We start from the raw sequence: 21,490 nt of genomic DNA on the forward strand, positions 1-21,490 counted from the left end.
TTTTAACTTATATAAACAATTACTTAAATTTAGTATGCATACTATAACCTATACTAAATTACCGATGTAGGAAGTAACATAACTTTGTACTGTTCATTGCTATCTAGTATGTAAGTCCATGATTCAATAAATAAAGCTTCATATTAACAGACTGGTGTTAGCTAATAGCATACGTAAAGATTTAGAATAAACCTTTAAAATGCAAATTGCCTGCATATTTAGGGAAAAAGCCAAGTGCTAGTCTTTATTCCGTACACAATTTTTTTATCATTAATAAAGTCTAAAAGTGGTTTCAATTTACATTGTTGAATACAAGTATACCAATTGCAAAAGCGAGTAATATTTAGGTAGAAAATGCGCGATTAGCTCGCTATAAACATCTTATTTTAATGGAAAAAATATGAGAACAAGGTTTAAACTTTTAGTTCACGAGTCTAATGCACAAGCATATGAAGACTTATTTGTTAATATTATGAAGCATGTTGACTTCAACTTTAAACCCGTGAAACCTCATGGAAACATCGGTGATAGAGGAAATGATGGGTGGTGTTCTGATCGAGGAGTGTATTATCAAGTTTATGCACCTGAAAACCTTCCTTCAAATAGTAGTCAGTCGCTTAAAAAACTCTACAAAGATTTCCAAAAATTGAAAAAATATTGGGATAGTATTTCACCTGTTAGAGAGTTTTACTTTGTTGTTAATGATAAATTCCAAGGCGCTCCTGCACATCTATATGATGCGATAGCTAAGATACAGAAAGACTATAACCTCTCACGAGCAGAAGTCGTGCTCTCTCATCAATTAGAGCATATGTTGTTTGATTTAAACGACAATATTATATCTAGTATCGTTGGCAGAGCTTCCGTTGATAATAACATGGTATTTTATCAGCATATTATCGAATCAATTACTAATGATATGTTTTTAAAGTACTGGCTAAACATAAGTGACAATTTGTTCGCTAACTCGATAGAAAGTTCAGTAATAGCTGGTTTTGAGCGCACTACGATGAAGATGTTTAAAACAGTCATGCCAAATGTTAATCATGATTTGGAGGCTTCAATCATTGAATTAATGAATAGGGCTCAAAGCTTAGTTGAGCATTTTACTAACTCACAATATGTCAGTAATGTCGGAAGCTCTTGGCAAAGAGATATGAGTTGGAAAAGAACTTGGATAGAAGATTACAATGAATACCTTCGTATCTATGAACGATATGAAGATTGGAGTCGAAAATTATTTATCATACATAGAAATTTAGTGCACGCTCTAAACTTATTTGCATTTCAGGTTAGAGTGCATGTTGACCCCAACTATTTTATGGGCCAACAGTTTACTATTTTGGACTCTATGGGCACTTCTAATGGTTTGCAAGGTTACGAGGCTATTCCTGATAGTTTCAACGATTAAACAAACCATTGAAGGGATTTGGTATGATGGTGTTTCAAACATGGTTGCTACCGTTGAAAACTTCAATCAGGTAGTATTTTTAGCGAATATGTACGCTTGTCTTAATCAGGATAAATTCTGCAGAACTATTTGAAGCCGTTGTTAAAGATGCGAGAGCATCAAATAATGGCGTGAATGTTTCTATCAAATTGGGAGTTTGGAAGGTTAAAAGTTAATGTCATCAATGCAATGATACTTAATAAATGCCTAACAAACCAAGTAGTTACCTCTTCTTGTCGTGTTACCATCATCCGTAATTTGCACTGAGTTGACCTTCAAGTCAGCTCAAAAACCCTGAGGTCAATATACCTTTTTTATCTCTAGCGCAATTAAATAACCATCACTTAGCTTCCACCCTGAGTAACTCTGTATTAAGATCAGCACCTGAAATCCAATAATTAAATATTTCATCAGTATTCAATAAAAACCAGTTAAAGTAATTACCACAAAAGTGACTGCTAACTAAAGATTCGAGTGGAGATGTTTCAACTGTATCTGGTAATCTTTTTGTATATGTGAGTGACCAACCTCTATCTGAAGCCATAGTAAGATAATCGTCAAACAACTTAGTGAACAGCTTATTAGCTATGTATATTGGTGTATCTCGGCTATGAAGCTTTGCTGCCACCTTTTCCGCATTTGAGTATATACAATAGCAAATGGCAAGAAGCGAATGATTCTTTGCACAATGATTAAGTAACCCTTCTAACTTCAAAGAGCTCTCAATATGGATTCGAAACTCTTCGCTTACCCAAGTAATGATGTTATAAAAGTTGTTTAGTCTTATATCATTTATCAGTATGCGGAGCTCTTCAATATCGCTTTCTTTAAACTTTCGAGAGCATATTTCAGAATACAATTTTTGTTGAAGCTCAGCGGATGATTCAAATTCATTTGTATAGCGCAGATATATACCAGGGCTAAACTCACTATCACCTCGCTTTACCTCTGCTGGAGCCCAAAAACTTGTTACTCGATACCGATTGTAATTTAATTGATTATTAGCTTGAATAACCTCATCAGGAACCGAATCAACTATAGCCAACACACCTTTCGATTTAAGGCTTAGTATGTATTTTATATCGACCTCATCGCAACCAGTTAAATGTAAAGATTCAGGGTTTATTTTCAACGGTTGCTTATCCGCTGAGTGATATTCAGTAAGTAGTATAAACAAGCACAGCTTTTCAACGTACGTTAATGACGAAAAACTGTAGTCCGATTGCAACATCTTGTTTTTGTAGGCGTTAATAATATCTAATGACTCTCTTTTAATTTTCTCTACCGCTATCATTTCACAACGGTCACATGTGTAGGATGTTTGTTTTAACCTAGACAAACACACATGTCTTGATGAAGTAGTCATTTTTGACTTACAACTGTCGCATATAAAGCTAGGATGGCAGCAACTAACACTGCTCTTTTTTTTAATTAAATTAGCAAGATTTCCAACATCGCTTTTATAGATCTTATAGAGTTCGTTATGCTCTTTAACTGAATAAGTGAAACTCGGTATCTCAGAGCTTGCTAGGCTCCAATACTCGTTAATTATTATAATCTCACGCTCATTTACTTCTTGCTCATAACAAATGTATAAATCAGTCATATTAATTTCAATGTATTAGATCAATGAACTGAGATTAGTTGAGCTTTTACCTAAAACCCAAATAATAGAGCAAAATAATATTGCTGTTTTTCTGCACTCTCAGACTGCTTTTACCAGAGCTATACATGCAGTAGAATGATTTGGTAAAAACGGTGTGATAGCAATAAGGTGGACAGATATAAAGCCTTATTTATTAAATTGTTGTCATTAATGTTCGAGATTAACTATTTGAAGAGATTGGTGTGAAAACAAACTTAGTCACTCGCAAAGGCTTTAACCAATTAAAAGAAGAACATGAATATTTATGGGAAAAAAAACGTCCTGAGGTGACAAAAATAGTGGCTTGGGCTGCTAGCTTAGGAGACCGTTCGGATAATGCTGACTATACCTTCAATAAACGCTTACTAAGGCAAATAGATAGAAGAATTAGATATTTAAGAAAGTGCTTAGCTGACCTTCGTATTATTGATCCATCTCCCCAACAATTCGGAAAAGTGTTTTTTGGTGCTTGGGTTGAAATTGAAAATGAAAACGGAGATATTAAAAATCTTCAAATAGTTGGCCCTGATGAGCTCTATGAAAGAAAAGATTGTATATCTATCGACTCACCTATGGCCCGAGCACTTCTGAAAAAAGAAGTAGATGATGAAGCAATTGTTGATGCCCCCGAAGGCAAAACAAGCTGGTTTATAAATAAAATAGCGTATGAAAAAATAGAATGAAAAACCATCATTCTTATTATTAGTATATAAATAGTTCCCATAAAAAACACTCACTCTCAGTATAGAAATCTAATTACTTTTGTTCACCAGTCATTGCATTCTTTTAATCAGCTAATCTAGGTGTCCTATTTTGATAAGGTTCGTTAAAGTGAGTATATTATTTAATCTAACCAGCTTTTAAAATATTTGGTAAAATCATTGTGTTATAATCCCACCCATAAAATGGAATGGAGCATAGAAAGTGTCTGTAAAAAAAGCTGTAGATTTTAAGCTAGAAGATCATGTAAATGATTGGGTAAAAGAACAATTTAATAACCTTAATTTAAAAAGCCAACAAGACTTTCATACAGAGTCTGATATGCCTGACTACCTAAAAGAAGCTCTTAAAGGACGAGCCAAAACAGCAAGAAAAACCAACTTTGGTAAACCCGACTTTAGCTTAACTAAATACCCAATACCAGTTGTGATAGAAAACAAATTAGGAGTCAAAAAACTGCTGAGTGAGACTAAAAATGGAGTAAAATTTGATGAAAAATCCGTTCAAAATTTTTCTGTTAACGGCGCGCTATACTATGCGACTGGAATGATTGCATCTGGCAAGTATCATGAAGTGATTGCTATAGGGATTGCTGGCGATTCAATCGATACAATTGAATTAAAAGCATATTATGTTTACGGTTCAGGTGAGCGAGCATTTAAAGAGCTTAAAAATGTTACAACGCTAAATTTTCTTGAAAACAGCGGGACGTTCCACGCACTCTATCAAGACGCAGTTCTAAGTGAAGCTGAAAAGCATAATATATTAATTAAATCTCGAGCTACTCTTCAAGACTACGCCCAAAAGCTCAACAAATTAATGCATAACCTAAATATAACCGCCCCACAACGAGTCTTATACGTTTCAGGAATGCTGTTATCAATGCAAGATATTCGGGATAAACACGGTAATAAAATTCAAGATGGTTTAATACCTGAAGATCTCAAAGGAACACAAACAGAATCTAAGCGTGATGGTATTCAAATTTTTAACCAAATTAAGGAGTTTTTAGTCGCTAGAGAAATTCCTGATGATAAGCTAGGGTTAATGTTGTCTAATTTTTCCGAAATTTCAAAAGATTCTCAGAGAGATGAATTAACAGAATTAGACGAAAGAGTCTCTAAACTTATTGATGGTAATGCAAGTAGTAATAAACAGATTTTCGTCTTTATTTATCAAAATATCCTTTTATCAATTGATGCTATGGCTGGTCATTTGGACATAATGGGGGAGATGTATTCAGAATTCCTCAAATACGCTCTTGGAGATGGAAAAGAAATTGGGATAGTCCTAACACCTCCATACGTTACAAAGATGATGTCTCAAATTTTAGGAATTAATAAAGACAGTAAGGTAATGGACTTAGCTACTGGATCCGCTGGTTTTTTAATATCGGCAATGGAATTAATGATTCAAGATACTGAAAATACATATGGAAAAGGCACTACGGCTGCTAAAAGTAAAATAGAGCAAATAAAGAAAAAGCAACTTCTTGGCATAGAGTTAAATGCGGAAATGTTTACTCTTGCGGCAACCAATATGGTTTTGCGAGGAGACGGCAGTGCAAAAATAGAGAAAGGAAGTACTTTTAAGAAGCCTGAAGAGATATATACAAAATTTAATGCAAATAGACTTCTTCTTAATCCTCCCTTTAGTTATAAAGAAAATGGAATGCCCTTCCTTAAGTTTGGGTTAGACAAAATGGAAAAAGGTGGCTTTGGGGCAATTATCATTCAAGATTCAGCTGGATCAGGAAAAGCAGTTGTAACAAATAAGGCTTTACTGAAGGAACATACCCTAATTGCAAGCATAAAAATGCCAACTGATCTATTCCAGCCAATGGCTGGTGTTCAAACAAGTATTTATATTTTTGAAGCGCATAAAGCCCATGATTTTGAGAAGACAGTAAAGTTTATTGATTTTAGAAAGGACGGATATAAGCGTACTAAACGCAAATTACAAGAAATCGACAACCCTACGCAATATTATTCCGATATTATTAAACTCTATAAAGCAGGTAAAAATGCCAAGCTAGAATCTAATTGGCAACTGGATAATGTCTATATTGAAGATTTTATATCGAATGGCGCCAAAATTGGGGCTGATTGGAATTTTGACCAACATAAAAAAATAGATACTAAGCCCGTTCTAGATGATTTTAAAAAAGTCGTTAACAATTATTTAGCGTGGGAAGTATCAAGTATCCTAAAGCAGCAGGTAAATGAGGTTGATAATTCGGGAAAGTAATTTCCTCACTTAACAAAATGATAGAAAATGTTAAGTGGGGTGAGTTCAAGCTGGGTGATTTATTTGAAATAAAGCCAACTAAGTATTACAAGTTAGCAAATAAGCAAATTATCTCTGATAATGGAAAAACTCCTTTAATATCTAACTCTTCTGTTAATAATGGGATAATGGGTTACTCCAATCTGCAACCTTTGAACACAGGAAATTCTTTAACGTGCTCAGATACTACAGTTGGGGCAGAAACATTATTCTATCAAGACCGTGACTTTATTGGCTACTCTCATATTCAACACCTTGTACCGAAGATAAAAGGGTTTAATAGAGAGATTGCTTTAATGATTATTTCTGCCTGTAGAGTATCGACTTCTAAACAATACGATTATGGCATTAAATTCAATCGTGATTTAATGAATGAAACAACTATAATGCTACCAGTTAAAGATAATCAAATAGACTCAGTTTTTATAAAGAGCTTTATTTCCAAACTTGAAGAAAAGCGCGTAACTGAACTTGAAGAAGAACGTTCAACCGAGCTTGAAGCTTATTTATCAGCGTCAGGCTTAAGTCACCATGACTTAACCGATAGTGAGCAAGATTTACTTCATAAATCTAATACTCCTAAGTTTGCTAACTTTAGGGTTAACGATTTAATGGAGAAACTTAGTCTGAGAACAAAAAATCCATCATTTAATAAGTTGAATGATACGTCTACAACTCCAACAACAGAATTTAACTTACCGTTAGTCAACGCCAAGCTAGGAAATAATGGCATCATGTTTTACGGTAGAAAAGGAGACTTTGATTCTGCAGAAATGACGATCGATGTTATAAGTAATGGAGCCGTTGCAACTGGTACTGTATACGCTCAGCCTTACGAGACAGGTGTCCTTTGGGATGCCTACTTGCTCAAACCAAAGGTAGATGATATTAATAAGGAAACTTTACTATATCTTGCTACAGCCTTACAAAAATCCATCAAAACCAAGTTTGGGTGGGAAAATAAAGCTGTATGGTCAAAGGTTCAGTATGAATACATTTCATTACCTATTAAATCAGATAACACTCCTGACTATGACTTTATGAAGAGATTTATTACGGCTACAAAAAAAGTTATTATCAAAAATGTTGCTCTGCAGACAGATAAAAAAATACTCATTCATAAACAAGTGATTAAGGCTCATTAAACGATATTACTCATTTATGAACCCGTATAAGTGGAGAGTTCGCAAGTCTACCTTTTTGTGGCTCTCTTCAACAATATACCCTCAGATGGAATATCTCTAATTTTCCTTATTTTCTCTAACTTAGTTGAACAAGCCTAGTTTATTGCTACAAAAACTCTAAAGCTTTTTTTATAGCGTCAAGAGTAGCCGCTTTGAAAACTGCCTGTTTATTTTCATCAATAAGCTCTCCATAATCTGTTGGCGTTAATTTCCATTTACTTTGAAAGCTATTTGATAATAAATATTCTAATGCTCTGCGCTCTTGAATAGATAGTTTATGCTCAGAACCAAGCCCAGTAGATTTGTAGTCATAAATATCAATTTTAAGGTTTGGTGGAATAATTTCTTGTATCTTTTTCCGAGTCGCAATTAGCTCGGAAGCTTGAATTTTTGCTAGCAATCGATGCTTTGGATTGTTTATTTCATCTATCCAATCTAACTCTTGATGCTTTTGCTTACCAAGATCTTTTACTGGGCTGTTCTCTGCAAATGATGCAATAAGTGCTCTATACTTTTCACCCGATTTATTACGAATACTTTGTGCTTTTGGAACCCCTCGTTGAGTGCCTAACTTTGATATTGTTGAAATAGAATAGTCATCAACACCTCTTTTTCTTTGCTCCATACAAACCCTATAGATTGCTTCGAGGGTTTCACTAATCTTAGTAGAGCAACCTTTTTGTAATTCAGTTAGTAGATCTTCAGGTGACATACTCATAACTCACTATTAATTAAAGTATTATTTTTATTAATAAATTCGATTTCAGACTTTGAAATCTGTTCATCACCAAGAAGGTCGGAGAGCTTAATATCACAATTAATTACACGACTAACTTTTGACCATGTTTTTAAACGAGACTTTAAAAGGCGCGCTAATTGATTTCCAGCGTGCAATTGTTGCTCTTCTGTGAGTAAGAATAAGCCGGGAGATATTTCATTGAATACAGCCATTTTATCCAACTGTTGAGATCTTGGAATTATGGCATGCGATGCATTGGCCGACTCATAAATCGTTGCATTTTCGCAAACCTCTTGAAGTTGCTCAAATGAAGATGTCTCTTCTAAAGATATCTCTATTTCTGAATCACTCATTTTAACTAGGGACAAGCTGTCTTTTTGATTAGCTATTGATTGTGTCATTTTAATTAGCTTGTAGGACGACTGTAAGTCACATAAAAGCATATCCATTTTTTTTGCTGCACTTTCATATTCTGACTCAGTTTTTCTTATTTTTAACTCAAGAATTTTACGCTCTGATAAGTCAATTTTTTCATTTTTTAAATTAGCTACATACTCTTGGCGATCTAATTCATCTAAACTTTTCTCAAGCATAGTAATTTTACTTTGTAGCTTTGTGCATTGAGATGACTGGGTGTTAGAGTGAAGTAATATTTCATTAGTGATGGATAGCAATCCACCAATAAATGCGGGGCCTGTAATAAAATGACGACAGCGAAGACAGTTCTGCGTCCCTAGATAACCAGATGGAGCCGGTACACGTAATGATGTACCACTACCATTAAGTTCTCCACCATCTTCACAGCGAGTTGCAGCATATGGGCAGATACCATAATCCCTGAAAATGAAGTTCCCTGCTGGAATAGAATTTGTTAATGAATTTAGTAACTCTGCATTATTTGATACCAGTTCATTTTTTACTTTCTCTATTTTATTTTGTTCAATTAAACTCTGAGTGGCATCAACCCTCGTTTTTAATGCTTCTTTCTCGCCCTGCTCTAGCCGCTTTCTAATATCACCTTGCGTAATTTTGCAGTAATAAATAGACATTACAATTGATGAATGCCCCACAACTTTCATAACTATTTCAATAGGCATCCCCATTTCCATGATATAAGCCGTTATAAGGCTCACACGCATTGAGTGAGGGGTATATTTAGACTTATACTGATTTAACGTTGTTTCCTTCCCTGATAGCGTTGCAAGCTCTAAATTTGATGGTTGAACATTATAGAGTGCGGCAGCTAACCTTGGTGTTAGCGAATTACCAACACTTTGTGGCTCAACATCCTGATAAGCTCTAAATAAAAAACAATTTATTCCCTTAGCCTTAAGTTGCAACTCATTTAAATTTGTTCTTTTACAACTAGACCAGTTCGTAGGGTTATCTATAGGATTATATTTTTGCTGCCATTTACGAAGTTTTACTAACCAGTAAATAAGATCTTCAGGTATCCACGGTATTGAATAACCTTGACCATTGTTACTTGTTTTGTTTGTAGTGATAAACATTCCTGCGTTATTGTCAGGCATTCTTTTAATAAACGCTTGGTTTTTTGTTAACCCCGAAAAAATAGATTTATTTTTTTCCCAAATTATTTTTCCATTCTGATCAACATTAGCTATTACATCATCTGCTTCACCTGAATCATTATATGCAATCTGACGACCCCGCAATGGAACTTTTGTCAAAGTAAACGTATGCAACCAATTTATTGGAGACCACATATAAAGCTGCTCTCCAATCTTTTTTATTACGCAGTCAGGGTCACTTCGATCTACTTCCTTTGATGATACTTTCAGCCAGTCAGCATCAAAACTTTGCAAATGCTTTAGGTCTTTAAAAGTTTTTGCATTAGCTGGAACTATCCACTCTTGGGCCTTTTTAACAAAGTAATACTGCAAGCAAGGTTTAGTCGATTCAGCGCGCTGTGGAGACATCACACTTGCTGAATTTGATAGAAGCGATAAAGGATTTCTAGCATCCATTACGCGAATGATCTCGCCAGTCTCCTCATCTTCACTAGTTAGATCGTTGGTAATCACAAAGTCTAAAAACTCATTCACTGCAATTATCAAGTTACGCCGCATATTATCGGTATTTAACTTTTCTAATTCTTGCTTTAAGGGTCTAATATTAACCTTTTGCTTTGTAAGAAATGCTTCTGGAGTTAAGCTTTTATCGTGTTTTTCTATATAGATTCGAACGAATCGACAAAGCAAAGAGTTTTTAGAACCTCCGCCTAATGCTTGGGTCATAAATTCTTCTATTTTTACAGCCCAAGCTATATATGGTTTTGCAATAAATTTTAAATTGTAAGGCTCTTTTTTACCTAAAAATTTAAACCAATTTTCCCATTCATTTTCCCATACCCCCTGTGGGTCATTTGGTATTTGAGGGTCATCTTGCTTTTTAACAAATGCCCTGTATTCCTTTTGTGATTGGAGAGCTAATGGCTTAAGAATATTCTTTAACTGGTTATACGAATAAAAATCAGGGACATCAAATGTATCTTTATAGCTCACCCACTCATCCTTAAAAACCCTCTCTGGATGTGCAATTAGACCTGGTATGCGTTTGTAATTTTCTAAATGTAGCCTTGAGTTAGTGATACCGTTGCTTTTGCATATTGCTTTGTATTCGTCCAATGTTTTTATTGATACTGGTATATTTAATGGAGGATTGGAGGTCAGGTTTGAGTTACCTTTACGCTTGCTCATTTAATTTCCCTCATCTTATTACGAATATCTTCTGATGTTGGTTGTATATATACCAAGCAGGATAGAGAGCTCTTATGATGCATTGCTTTTTGAATTTCAACTTGGCTTAAACCAAGTTGTCGTGCTCGATAACCATATGCATGTCTGTGTCCATGCTCAGTGGTTCCGAGTTCTTTTTTAGCTTCAAGCCCAATTTTTTTAACCGCTCTTTTATGAATCCGCTGAAAGTTTTTTATCGTTTCAGGCGCTCCTGTGGAGTTAGTAAATGCAAATGGGTGAGTATCTGTTTTTGCTGGCTCTACACGTTGATATTTTAGATAGTTAGCCCAAGATATTAAAAACTCTTTTGCTTTTTCCGGTGGGTTAAATATCACTTCAAAATAACCATCTTTATTTGTGAGTAAAGGTGATTTCCAACCCGCATATAATCTTTCTGATAATCGGTATGAATTTCTAGGTTTATAAGAAGTGCTTTCGAGTAAGTATTCTCGCCTATTTGCAAAGCTACTATCAGGTGAGCGGCCTATTTCAGGATGATAGACCCTAACTAACGCTTCATCTTGATATATTGGATGTAAAGTTATATCTGAAACATAAAGATGAAATAGCTCACTTTTACGCAACCCACCATAATTTAATAACATGGTCATAGCTTGAGATTTATAATCTGGTGTTGAGTCCTTTACCATTCCAATATAAAGAAGCTTTTCAAAGTGATCATCGGGAAATTTCATCGCTTTTTCATTATTGATTTTAGGCTCTAATAACCGATCAATAAACCTTACTCTCTTTGCGTTAAAGGCAGCGTCTTTTTGATTAGATAAGTGATTTAAGAACACATTTGCATGCTTATGATAATAAGCACACCAATTTAACCTTTCTTCATAACTTGTCGCTTTTCTAAAGGGGTTTATCCTTGATGAATCAAACCCTTCTTGTAAGGCCAAGAAATCAGAGTAATGCGTTATATGAAATAATATATTATTTGCATCTCTAGGCTTTCTTGCCTTCCAATACAATCCAAGTTCATCATCCATTTTTTCATAATCGATTGTTCCTACAAGTAGCGCTTTAGTAAAGCCTTTTAATAATAAAGTTGAGCTTTCAAAGTTAGGTACGGCATCAATATATGTGAGTAGAAGCTTTAAAGAAAATATAGAACGCTCTTTCCATGACTCGCTTTTAGAGCTGTACCACGCAAGGTATCTAATATGTGATATCACGACACCTTTCTCTGTATAAAGAGCTGGTAACTCACAAATACTACCAGTCTCTCTGTCATGATACTTTACGTTTATTTTTTGGATGTATGCCATACTTTTTATTATATAGTATATTCACTTTTACTTAATATTAGCTCTCTTTTAGTATCTAGCAAGTATCAAAATAGTGATTTTAGTATGTATTTGGGTGGGGTTCTAATATCAATATAACAAGCGTTTGCTACGCCAAATTGACCGTCGTGTACGCTATTTACGCAAACGCATACCTGATTTAAAAATCATCGACTACTCTCCCGTTCAAGATGGAAAAGTGTTTTTTGGTGCATGGGTCGAAATTGAAAACGAAGAAGGTGAAACTAAAAAATTCAGAATTGTCGGACCTGATGAAATTTACGACCGAAAAGATTACATATCAATAGACTCACCTATGGCGCGTGCATTGATTAAAAAGCAAGTAGATGACGACTTTGAAGTACCTACTCCTCAGGGTAAAAAGCAATGGTATGTAAACAGTATTGATTACCAAAAAAAGAAATAAAAAGTTTTGATTCAGATCATGTTAACTTTTGATTGTGTAAATTAGGTCAATAAGCTATAAATGAATTATTCAAGTTGATTTGTTTAATTTGAAAGCAGTTAATTAAGGTCGTGGTTATGTCAAACATAGTACAGCGCATATTAAATAATGCCGTATTGTTTGCACTTTTAATGAGTGTAAGTTTGACGCTGCATGCCAGCAACACTGACGTAAACCTTGATAACGCTAAACTATCTAATCACTTTATTGCTTGTGACATTCCTGACCAGGCAAACCTCGATTTTGACGTAGACTCTCACGTTAATACTATTACCTTTAGGTCGCCTCAACCACTTCCTAATGTCGTAGATTCTTTTTATAAGAGCACTAATCTAAACAGACCTTTTAGCACTGCATACCAACGCGGACCACCTAGCTATTTAATTTAATTCATTATTTTACAACTTAATTAAATTTTATAACGACTAAGGTGACTACTATGTCTAACTTTAAAGAATTACGTACTCAAAGCATTTCTCACGGCGTTATTGCAAGCACATTTGCAGATGACCAACCATTAATTGATTTAGCCTCTCCGGCATTAAAAGTGGTAAATAATTTCACTCAAAAAACACCTGTCCGCGCCCAGTATGAAACAACAATTGAAGCAGCACTAAAACAGATTAGCGCTCAACAATCTGATTTTGTCTTAGTAACGGACGACAACCAAAAATTAATTGGAATAGTTTCAAGTGCTGATTTACAAAGCTCAAAAATCACGATTATTGCCCAGCGTTTAAATACACCGCGTAATGAAGTTAGCTTACGCCACATAATGACACCAATAAGTCAGTTAATGAGTGTAAGTATGCAAAGCTTAAGCTACGCATGTATTGGTGATGCGTTGCAAACAATGGAGCATCAAGGGGTGATGTTTTTATTAGTGACTACAACTGACAATGAAATTTGCGGTTTAATCTCAGCACGTCAAATTACTAAAGCGCTACATATCCCTCTGCATATTACCCCCATAGCTAATTCATTCAGTGAAGTATTAGAAAACATAGAGCACCCTCACTAGGGGCTCTTTTAACGCTATAATTACCCAATCAAGCCAACCATCTTAAAGCAAGGAAAATAGCTTGCTTTAAGAGCTTTTTATTACAACCTCGTGTGATATTATTCAAGCAATTAGTCGTATCAGTTAACTTACTAACTGGTCTTATTTTTGTTTAAAAAGGTTTTTGCATGAGCGATATCTCTGCACGTTTAGCCGGTGAGCTAAATGCACAACAACAGCAAGTTGTTGCTGCAACAAAGTTACTTGATGAAGGTGCTACTGTGCCTTTTATTGCTCGTTATAGAAAGGAAGTAACCGGTGGCTTAGATGACACCCAATTACGACTTTTAGAACAGCGTTTATCATATTTACGTGAACTAGAAGAACGCCGCAGCTTTATTTTATCAACCATCGAATCTCAAAATAAATTAACAGCAGAGTTAAAGGCAGATATTAGTACTGCGCAAAGCAAAACTGAACTTGAAGATTTATATCTCCCGTATAAAGCGAAGCGCCGTACTAAAGGCCAAATAGCAATTGAGGCCGGATTAGAGCCACTTGCTGATGCACTGTTTAAAAATGCTAACCTTGATCCTGAACAACAAGCTGAACAGTTTATAAATATCGAAAAAGGCTTTGCTGATATAAAGGCAGTGCTTGAAGGTGCTAAGTTTATTTTAATGGAGCGCTTTGCTGAAGACGCAAAACTACTTGCTAAATTTAGAAGCCACATTAGCCAAAATGGCGCAATTCAAAGTACCGTTATTAAAGGCCAAGAACAAGCTGGCACTAAATACCGTGATTACTTTGAACACCAAGAGCTTCTAAAAAAAGTACCTTCGCATCGCGCACTTGCAATGCTGAGAGCTCGAAATGAAGGTGTACTTCAGTTAAATGTTAACCCTGAGCCTAGTGCTGAAAATTCAGCGCAACTTTGTGCCAACATGATTGCTGAGCATTACCGTTTAGATATTAAATATAAAGCGGCAAGTCCTTGGTTATTAAACGTTGTGCAATGGGCGTGGAAAATTAAATTAGGGCTGCATTTAGAAAACGAATTTTTTGCAGCCATGCGCGAAAAAGCAGAAGCTGGTGCAATCGACGTATTTGCTAAAAACTTAAAAGATTTATTAATGGCAGCACCTGCAGGCCCTCGTACTACTTTAGGTCTTGATCCAGGCCTTCGAACTGGCTGTAAGATTGCCGTTGTTGATAGCACAGGTAAATTACTAGCTACACAAACTATTTTCCCTCATGCACCACAAAATCATTGGGATAAATCAGTGCGTACGTTAGAGCAACTTTGTCGTCAGCATAAAGTTGAGCTAATTGCGATTGGTAACGGTACTGCATCACGCGAGTCAGATAAGTTAGTTGCTGAACTTATCAAAGCAAACAGCGAACTTAAACTTAGTAAAATTATGGTTAGCGAAGCGGGTGCATCGGTTTACTCAGCTTCTGAATTTGCAGCTAATGAATTTCCAGATTTAGATGTTTCTATACGAGGCGCTGTTTCTATTGCGCGCCGCCTACAAGATCCTCTTGCTGAACTTGTTAAAATTGAGCCAAAATCAATTGGTGTTGGCCAATACCAACACGATGTATCGCAAAGCCAATTAGGCCAAAGCCTTATCTCCGTTGTTGAAGACTGTGTAAACTCAGTAGGCGTAGATTTAAACATGGCATCGGTACCGCTACTTACACGCGTATCTGGTTTGAACAAAACATTAGCGCAAAATATCGTTAATTATCGCGATGCTAACGGCACATTTACTAAACGTAGTGAGCTTAAAAAGGTTGAGCGTTTAGGGCCAAAAGCATTTGAACAAGCGGCTGGTTTTTTACGTATTAACAATGGTAGCGATCCGCTAGATAACTCATCAGTTCACCCTGAAGCTTATCCTGTTGTTAAACGTATTTGTGAACGCAATAGCGTCGATGTCAGTAACCTAATTGGTAACAGCGACTTTTTAACTAAACTTGCTGCTAACGATTACACTGACGAAAAATTTGGCTTACCAACCGTTACCGACATTATTACTGAGCTTGATAAACCAGGTCGAGATCCTCGTCCTGAATTTAAAACAGCTGAGTTTAAAGCCGGTGTTGAAAAAATTAGTGATTTAAAACCAGGTATGATTTTAGAAGGCGTGGTTTCAAACGTTGCTAATTTTGGTGCGTTTGTTGATGTAGGTGTTCACCAAGATGGTTTAGTGCATATTTCAGCAATCACGAATAAATTTATATCAGATCCGCGCGAAGTAGTTAAAGCTGGTGATATTGTAAAGGTTAAAGTAGTTGAGGTAGACGCTGCACGTAAGCGCATAAGCTTTACTATGCGCTTAGATGACGAAATTGACACAAGTAATAAGTCAGCAGCTCCAGCTACGCAAAAGCCACAAACTCGTGCTGCAAAGCCTAAACGTGACAATGGTAATGCGTTAATGGGTAATGCATTTGCCGATGCGTTCGCTAATGCTAAAGTAAAAAAATAATAGTTGTACAGCTAAGCTAAAACGAAAAAAACCGCGTAAGCGGTTTTTTTGTGGTTATGTTTTGCTAGATTATTAACTTAACGCTGAAAAACTACTTTGGCTCGCTGGCGATGTCGCCATTTGATAAAAGTTAGCAATACGCCCTGCACGTGCCTCAACATCGGCATCACGTGTTTGCTCGTCACTTTTAGCTGTTTTTGTATCGCTGCTTTCATCGCTAGAGAATGAAGCTTCAAGTTTACTTTTTGCGTCTTCGTCATCTTCTTTTTCAGGTTGTGCAAGCTCAGCCTGAGCCGCTGCTAGCTTTTGCGTAGCATCTGCAGCAATAGAGCGATCAGCTCCCGAAGGCTCAGCAGGTGCTAATGCAGCAGCGCGCACCGTTTGCATTTTATCAATCGTCGCTTGTGGGTCGCCGGGTATTTCTGATACATCAATTTGTACTTCTCCGCCAACTGCGTAATTAGTACCATCGGGCCCGCGTTGATATTCATAACTTGGCGAACCTGCATGTTGTCCACCTACAGAGGCATGCGCTTGTTCGTGTATTCTGACTTCGGTATCTCGAGCCTTTAGCTCTTTAATTTGTAGCTGTTCTTGCTCTAATTGCAGCTCTTCTTGCTCTAATTCTTGTTGCTCACTTGCTTCGTTTTCTTGTTCAGAGCCTTCAGGGTTTTCTGAGTTTTCATCGCGTTGTTGAACTGATTTTTCGTCTGTTGTTTTTCCCGTTGCATCATATGTTACGCTATCACTTCCACCTGGCAACTTCGCTTTTTCAGCGTCACTTTGGGCTTTAGTTTCGGTATTACTTGCGCTACTTGATGCTGGTGCAGGAATGACTTCGCGTAGTTGGTTGTCACGTCGTGCAGTTTCCGTATAAACATTTGCAGTGTTTATATTGATAGATGGAAATGGCGTGACAATATTCATAATACTAAACTTTAATATCGATTAACGTGCCAAGTACATCATCGGCGGTTTGAATTGATTGCGTATTTGCCTTGGCATTAAACTCTTCAACTTTTAAGTTAACAAGCGCTTCATCAACACGAGCAGGCTGTGCTACAGGTGCAGTAATAGCTTCTTCAGGGCGTGCTGCCGTAAGCTGACGTTGCTGCGCTAACTGCGCGTCGTCTTGCTGTTCAATATTGGCACGATTAATCTCAGCACTGGCCTTTTCGATACCTTGGCTAGCACGATTAAATCCTTCAACACCGTTATTAAATACAGATCCGATTGGCATATTAAAACCTCCACCAAATTAACATTGCTTAATTATCGCTCAGGTTATGCACAAAATAAAGCTTTAAACTGCGCTATTTTCAGCTCAATTTTAAAGCATTGATTTAACGACAGATAAAAACTCTCTCTTATGAGAAATAAATGGGGCGTGCGATGCTTTATCAAGCACTTCATATTCAAACTCAGTATTTAGTGCTGATATTTCCGCAATCACTTTATAAGGTACAAGTGCATCTAAACGCCCGAATATACCTTTAATAGAGACCGGGCAACGAGTAAATAACTCACGCAAGTCTTCGTTTTTTAAAATATCCAAACCTGCCATAAGCGCTTCAGTATTTGGTGCGCTGTACTGATTTAGTAATAGTTTAAGTTGCTTTATATCATCCCTTGCCGACTCACTTCCCATCGCTTGAATTGCTAAAAATCGCTCTATCGTTTTTTCTCTATGATTAACTAGTTGGTCTTTAAATTGTTCTAATACTTTGGAATTAATACCAGGCCAATCTATTTGCTCTGCAAAAAATGGCGTTGATGCAACCAATATTACTTTTGACACTTTTTCAGGCCAATGCTTAGCAATATACAGTGCAAATAAGCCTCCTAATGACCAGCCCATTAAAATTGATTGTGGTTGTAGTTGTTCACTCAAAAGTGCGGCTGCATCATGGAGTGTATAAGGGCTTGGGCAAGCAATACTATTACCGAACCCAGGTAGGTCAAGGCTGCGTACATTCCCTGAATATAAAAATTCAAGCTCTGGCTGAACCAACTGCCATACCCCCTGATTCATTCCCCAACCATGTAATAACACTAATTCGTTTTGCATATTTGCCTAACCTTTACCAAACTTAAGCTCATAATAACGATTAAAGAGATGATTGCAATGTACGGTTCAAATCAATGAATAAAGCCATTTTTGATTGGTTATTTCCTACTTATTGCGTTCAGTGCCAGTGTATTATTAACGCATCATTAGGACTGTGTGAACATTGTTTAGAAGACTTGCCATTGTTTAATTTAAACGAGCATACCAATTTACTTCATCGCCCCGATATTGTTGAAATGTTTCCCAATTGTGAGTTTGATATGTTATTTGCATGCGCATTTTATCAACCTCCATTTGAGCACTGGCTTAAGCAACTTAAATTTAATAACCAAATTCATTATAAAAAGGCATTGCAGCAAGTCATTAAAAAACAGCTTGTACAACTGTTTGCTCAGAGCCAAAACTTACCTGATGCTTTTGTTATTTTACCACTGCATAAAAATCGTTTTTTGGAGCGTGGATTTAATCAAGTCAGCCAAGTATGGTATCCATGTTTAACTAATTACTTACCATTGAGTAACGTACTTATTCGCGACAAAAAAACACAGGCTCAGTCAAAACTATCAAAAGCAAAGCGTATGAAAAATTTAAAAAATGCCTTTATTTGTACACAGGATATGCGCGGTAAAACCGTCGCTATTGTTGATGATGTAATGACAACGGGCGCTACATTAAATGCAGCGACTCATACATTAAAACAAGCTGGCGCTAAACAAGTATGGGCTTTTGTAACCTGTTTAACGCCAATTTAGTAATTAAAAAATACTACCCACCATTTGCGCGAAACGTGTGACCAAAAAATAAAGCATTGCTTAGCAGTCGACTAGTACCATACCAGTAACCTCTAAATACAGGATCGTCGGTCATACCTATCACTGTACCTCGCCCGTATGAGTGTGCAATTAAACCGGCGCCGCCGGAAACTTGCTCAACATTAACGGCATCAGTAAAACCTGCCAATAATGGTTTTTTAGTGTAGGTAAGTACATTTACGAACGGCGCATCGGAAGCTTCAAGTAACCATGTGCTGTTTTTAAATACCGGTAATTTATTACGATTAAGTGAAAAACTAAGTGGGTGAGTTAAATCTACATGGGTATTAAAAATGGCACCTGCAATGCGCTGACGTCCAGCTAAATGATCTTTGTCGCCATAACTTAAACCTGTCGTATTAAATGCGCTCGCTACATCTTGTCGTGATAGATAACTTGCTTTAAGAATTTGCTGATCAACTAAAAATTTAGCGCCGCCTTTGTGACCCCAAATAACACCACCTTTTCTTACCCAGCTTTTAATTGCCACTTTATCAGTGTCAGATAAGCTATTGTAATTGCCATGAGCAAGTACAATATGGCTGTAATCACTTAGCTCAAGTGAGCTAAAGCGGTTCATTTCAACAATTGTTGGCGCTGCGCCAACAAAGCGATCTAGGTAATACCACACTTCGCCTACTTCGTACTGGCTCGCGCCCTGCCCACCAATAAGCAGTACCTTTGGCGCACTAACAACGGCCATTGATCGTGAACCTAAATCAGCGCCTTTACTTGTTAAACCTGATGTAATTGGTTTAATTGCAATACCAAATTCACTTTGTGCTTTACTAAGCTGGGCAACCCAATCGATATTTGTTTGTAGGCCAGCTGGAATAATAATACTACCTGGTTCGAAGTTTACTTCCCCCGATGTTGATTTAGCAGTTAATGAGCTCAATGCAACGCGTGCTTTAATACCTTGTTTAAGTAAAGTATTGAGCATTTTAGGGGCTAAATAATCGTCCCATGCAAAACCAAAGGCATAACCATTTTTTAAATCGGAAAAAGATGTTTTTACCGCTTTATTCCAAGCAGTATCTGCAACATCTAAGCCCCAATTGCTTTTAACTTTTGCAAACGGTAAATTAAAAGCATGCGCTAGAGTCCAACCCGAAACATCATAGAATGTATTATCAGCAAAGTTTTTTTGCTCACTAAAAATAGCTTTTACTAAACGGTATTGCGGTTGCGCTAATGGCACAAAATAACTATGAGTACTAAAACTTTTTCCATTTGCTTTTAATGGTTTAGTAAGTGGGTAAGCGTTAATTTGATGCTGTTTTAGTAATTCTAAAAAGTGCTTAGTACGGGTGTTGTCGCTCGCGCCTTCAACAACATAACCTTCAAAGCTCTCGTCACTGGCTAAATCAGCTGCCTGATTATAAAACTTCGCTTGGTAATCTAGTAACGCCTGGCGATTATCAATGGCTGCTTTAAAGGTTGATAAGCTCGTTAATAGCTGATTTTTAATAGTAAATGCAAAGCTTAAAGGTCCGTTTATAGTTTCTTGAATATGCCCACGAGAACTCGCTTGCTCGAATAAAATGCCTACACCACCATTTACGTCGGGATAAGTTGAGCCTTTTCCGTAATAAAAATCGTCAAAACTTTCTTCTGTAAAATAAAGTGCGTTATTTTCATCTAAAGTTTTTGCATGATAGTTGGCAATCGCTTTCGTTAAAGTTACATTTTCATCTGGTGTTATTGGGTGTTTACGACTTGGGATACCTGGCTGAAAAAAGTAACTGCTATTTGGCCCCATTTCATGAAAGTCAGTTAAAATATTTGGTTTCCACTGATGAAATTTGGCAATTCGCGCGCGCGATTCAGGATGCTGTAGTAATAACCAGTCACGATTTAAATCAAACCAATAATGGTTAGTACGGCTACTTGGCCAATTTTCAACATGTTCACGGGTCTTAGGATCAGACGATAAGTTCATACCTCGGTTACTGTTGGCCCAATTAGCAAAACGAGCAAGCCCATCAGGATTAAGTGAAGGGTCGAGTAAAATAACCGTATTATTTAATAGCTCATCTATTTCAGCACCTTGAGCAGCTGCTAAATAATAGGCTACCAATAATGAAGCGTTGCTGCCCGATGATTCATTGCCGTGTACACTATAACCCATCCAGACAACAGCAGGTTGGTCTTTAGTTTTGTCACTGTTGTTACTTAAACGCGCCAAATGAGCTTGGCGAGTTTGCTCTATGTTTGGCAACTTGTTGGCGGCAGTAATTGTTAGCATCACAAGCGGGCGTTGCTCATGTGTACGGCCAATAATTTCAAAGTTTATGCGGTCACTTTTTTTCGCAAGTACTTCCATATAGCGCACTAACTGGTCGTGTCTTACATGCCACTCCCCCACTTGATAACCTAGCACTGCTTCAGGGGTGGGAATGGTAGGGTCAAATTGAACATCTTGCTCAAAATAATAAGATAGTGGCTTTGCCATACTTGAAAAACTCAGTAGTACCACCATTATTGTTAACATGAACCGCATATAAATCACTCTAAAAATGTTTGTTAATTGCACGCTACCATTGCTTAAAATAGATGCCAACTTTTTAC

At 36.7% G+C, this 21,490-nt stretch carries 16 protein-coding genes and 1 pseudogene; 9 read left to right on the forward strand and 8 right to left on the reverse strand.

Features of this window, described 5'->3' with window-relative positions:
* Positions 1-400 precede the first annotated feature (400 nt).
* Positions 401-1,411 carry a hypothetical protein gene (locus LOS73_RS20540; protein ID WP_457934235.1) on the forward strand — a complete coding sequence of 337 codons (1,011 nt, stop codon included), beginning with the start codon at positions 401-403 and terminating at the stop codon, positions 1,409-1,411.
* 379 nt (positions 1,412-1,790) lie between these two features.
* Here LOS73_RS20540 and LOS73_RS20545 read toward each other — a convergent pair whose 3' ends face one another.
* On the reverse strand, positions 1,791-3,056 hold the full coding sequence (locus LOS73_RS20545) for a hypothetical protein (protein ID WP_457934236.1): 1,266 nt from the start codon (positions 3,054-3,056) through the stop codon (positions 1,791-1,793).
* A gap of 242 nt (positions 3,057-3,298) precedes the next feature.
* Between LOS73_RS20545 and greB the strand changes: the two genes are divergently transcribed.
* The 3 genes from greB to LOS73_RS20560 all read left to right on the forward strand — a co-directional run bounded on the left by greB (position 3,299) and on the right by LOS73_RS20560 (position 7,246).
* Positions 3,299-3,778 (forward strand): transcription elongation factor GreB, encoded by a 480-nt coding sequence (greB, locus tag LOS73_RS20550; RefSeq protein ID WP_457934237.1) that lies wholly within the window; start codon positions 3,299-3,301, stop codon positions 3,776-3,778.
* A gap of 241 nt (positions 3,779-4,019) precedes the next feature.
* The gene (locus LOS73_RS20555; protein WP_457934238.1) at positions 4,020-6,062 is read left to right on the forward strand and encodes an HsdM family class I SAM-dependent methyltransferase; all 2,043 of its coding nucleotides are present in this window, start codon (positions 4,020-4,022) and stop codon (positions 6,060-6,062) included.
* A gap of 17 nt (positions 6,063-6,079) precedes the next feature.
* Positions 6,080-7,246, forward strand: coding sequence for a restriction endonuclease subunit S (locus LOS73_RS20560; RefSeq protein WP_457934239.1), 1,167 nt, complete (start codon positions 6,080-6,082; stop codon positions 7,244-7,246).
* A 145-nt stretch (positions 7,247-7,391) separates the two neighbouring features.
* On the opposite strand, the gene gmtX is transcribed toward LOS73_RS20560, so the two are convergent.
* The 3 genes from gmtX to gmtY are packed head-to-tail and all read right to left on the reverse strand — an operon-like array spanning position 7,392 to position 12,060.
* Entirely contained in the window at positions 7,392-7,997 is a 606-nt protein-coding gene (gene gmtX, locus LOS73_RS20565) for a gamma-mobile-trio protein GmtX (protein WP_457934240.1), read from the reverse strand.
* A gap of 2 nt (positions 7,998-7,999) precedes the next feature.
* A complete protein-coding gene (gene gmtZ, locus LOS73_RS20570; protein ID WP_457934241.1) occupies positions 8,000-10,744 on the reverse strand; it encodes a gamma-mobile-trio integrase GmtZ in 2,745 nt (914 codons plus the stop codon).
* The gene (gene gmtY, locus LOS73_RS20575) at positions 10,741-12,060 is read right to left on the reverse strand and encodes a gamma-mobile-trio recombinase GmtY (protein WP_457934242.1); all 1,320 of its coding nucleotides are present in this window, start codon (positions 12,058-12,060) and stop codon (positions 10,741-10,743) included. Before gmtY ends, gmtZ begins: the two co-directional genes overlap by 4 nt.
* Before the next feature lie 106 nt (positions 12,061-12,166).
* Between gmtY and LOS73_RS20580 the strand changes: the two are divergent.
* From LOS73_RS20580 to LOS73_RS20595, 4 genes and pseudogenes are all read left to right on the forward strand, one after another.
* Positions 12,167-12,505 (forward strand): annotated as a pseudogene (locus LOS73_RS20580) (GreA/GreB family elongation factor); the annotation flags it as partial.
* Between the two features lie 116 nt (positions 12,506-12,621).
* On the forward strand, positions 12,622-12,933 hold the full coding sequence (locus tag LOS73_RS20585; protein ID WP_008138735.1) for a hypothetical protein: 312 nt from the start codon (positions 12,622-12,624) through the stop codon (positions 12,931-12,933).
* A gap of 50 nt (positions 12,934-12,983) precedes the next feature.
* Positions 12,984-13,565, forward strand: a complete 582-nt coding sequence (locus tag LOS73_RS20590) for a CBS domain-containing protein (RefSeq protein ID WP_007376422.1) — start codon at positions 12,984-12,986, stop codon at positions 13,563-13,565.
* Positions 13,566-13,732: 167 nt separating this feature from the next.
* Entirely contained in the window at positions 13,733-16,039 is a 2,307-nt protein-coding gene (locus LOS73_RS20595) for a Tex family protein (protein WP_033039592.1), read from the forward strand.
* Between the two features lie 72 nt (positions 16,040-16,111).
* On the opposite strand, the gene LOS73_RS20600 is transcribed toward LOS73_RS20595, so the two are convergent.
* From LOS73_RS20600 to bioH, 3 genes are all read right to left on the reverse strand, one after another.
* Complete coding sequence (locus tag LOS73_RS20600; protein WP_007376420.1) at positions 16,112-16,966, reverse strand: putative metalloprotease CJM1_0395 family protein; 855 nt, start codon at positions 16,964-16,966, stop codon at positions 16,112-16,114.
* Between the two features lie 4 nt (positions 16,967-16,970).
* Complete coding sequence (locus LOS73_RS20605) at positions 16,971-17,279, reverse strand: hypothetical protein (protein WP_007376419.1); 309 nt, start codon at positions 17,277-17,279, stop codon at positions 16,971-16,973.
* 90 nt (positions 17,280-17,369) lie between these two features.
* Positions 17,370-18,107, reverse strand: a complete 738-nt coding sequence (gene bioH, locus LOS73_RS20610) for a pimeloyl-ACP methyl ester esterase BioH (protein ID WP_007376418.1) — start codon at positions 18,105-18,107, stop codon at positions 17,370-17,372.
* Between the two features lie 74 nt (positions 18,108-18,181).
* On the opposite strand from bioH, the gene LOS73_RS20615 reads away from it, so the two are divergent.
* A complete protein-coding gene (locus tag LOS73_RS20615) occupies positions 18,182-18,859 on the forward strand; it encodes a ComF family protein (protein WP_033030239.1) in 678 nt (225 codons plus the stop codon).
* Positions 18,860-18,872: 13 nt separating this feature from the next.
* On the opposite strand, the gene LOS73_RS20620 is transcribed toward LOS73_RS20615, so the two are convergent.
* Positions 18,873-21,422: a M14 metallopeptidase family protein gene (locus tag LOS73_RS20620; protein ID WP_457934243.1), complete on the reverse strand. Its 2,550-nt coding sequence runs from the start codon at positions 21,420-21,422 to the stop codon at positions 18,873-18,875.
* Between the last annotated feature and the right edge of the window lie 68 nt (positions 21,423-21,490).

This window comes from Pseudoalteromonas sp. SCSIO 43210, assembly GCF_054133285.1.